At 63.4% G+C, this 1387-nt stretch carries 1 protein-coding gene; it reads left to right on the forward strand.

The genetic code is table 11. From position 1 onward, the window contains the following. Positions 1-89: 89 nt before the first annotated feature. Positions 90-1115, forward strand: a complete 1026-nt coding sequence (locus C8D95_RS21605) for an IS110 family RNA-guided transposase (protein WP_109761271.1) — start codon at positions 90-92, stop codon at positions 1113-1115. The last annotated feature ends 272 nt before the right edge of the window (positions 1116-1387 follow it).

A 1387-nucleotide genomic window follows, 5' to 3' on the forward strand; every position in this document is an offset into this window, starting at 1 on the left:
TCTGATGGTGTGGACGGCTCCACCCCGACGGCATCGCATTGTGCCATGTTGGTGCAGTGTGACAGCCAACAAAGGAAGGAGCCGACCACATGGAGATTACAACACTCGGGATCGACCTCGCCAAGTCCGTCTTTCAGCTTCATGGCGTTGACGACAGCGGCACAGTTGTCCTGCAGAAGAAGCTGCGCCGCGGGGCGGCGCTCGACTTTCTCCGCAAGCTCGAACCCTGCCTGATCGGCATGGAAGCCTGCCCGACTTCGCACTTCTGGGCGAGGGAGATTGCAGCGCTCGGGCACGAGGTGCGTCTGATCCCGCCTGCCTACGTGAAGCCCTACGTGAAGCGTCAGAAGAACGATGCGGCCGATGCCGAGGCGATCTGCGAGGCTGTGACCCGAAAAAACATGCGCTTTGTCCCCGTGAAGACCGAGGAACAGCAGGCGGTCCTGGTGCTGCACCGGTCACGCGACCTGCTGATGCGGCAACGCACGATGATCCTAAACGCGATCCGTGCACATCTGGCGGAGTTCGGCACGATCACCGCGCAGGGACCACGGAAGGTTGTCGACCTCGTCCGGCGCCTGAGCGACCCGAACGACGGGCTGGACTTGCCGGCCCTTGCTCGGTCGGCGCTTCTATCGCAGGCCGCCCAGCTTGAGACCTTGACTGAAGAGATCCGCAAAATCGAACGCGAGCTCATGGCGTGGCACCGGCAGAACCAGGCAAGCCAGCGGCTCGAGACGATCCCGGGCGTAGGCCTCATTACCGCCACGGCGCTCGCGGCCAGCGTGCCGGATCCGACCGTCTTCAAATCGGGCCGGCAGTTCGCGGCCTGGCTCGGGCTCGTGCCACGACAGAACTCCTCAGGCGGGAAGGATCGGCTGGGACGGGTCTCGAAGATGGGCAACGGCTATCTGCGCCGATTGCTTGTGGTCGGCGCCACTTCGGTGACACGGCGCGCGCCAACCACCAACACCCGGAGCGGGGCCTGGGTCAGATCCCTGCTTGAACGCAAGCCAACGCGGCTCGTGACCGTGGCCATCGCCAACAAGACGGCGCGCACCGCATGGGCGCTGCTTGTGAAGGGAGAGACCTACAGGGTCGCAGCGGCCATCTGAACGACGGAGGACATGGCGGCGCTCCAAAGGCACCGCGATGAGATGCAAGGGCAGACGTGAGTGATGATGATCAAGCGTCGCCGCTGCCGGGACACCCCGAGGTCTTGTCTGGGCGTCAACGCTCGTTAATCTGATTTGGGACCCGGCAAGCGGACTTCATCAGGGCCAGCGGTCAGACACGCCGCGCACACAGGCCGGACAAATGACCGCTACCTGCTTCGATCCAAGTCGCTCGAGAAAAACCTTGCAAAACCGGAGCCGTCCACAAATGA

Source organism: Silicimonas algicola (assembly GCF_003148765.1).
GTDB classification, from domain to species: domain Bacteria; phylum Pseudomonadota; class Alphaproteobacteria; order Rhodobacterales; family Rhodobacteraceae; genus Silicimonas; species Silicimonas algicola.

Excerpts from the sequence above, each read along its gene's own strand:
- C8D95_RS21605 (WP_109761271.1), top strand. The coding sequence starts at position 90 with ATGGAGATTACAACACTCGGGATCGACCTCGCCAAGTCCGTCTTTCAG.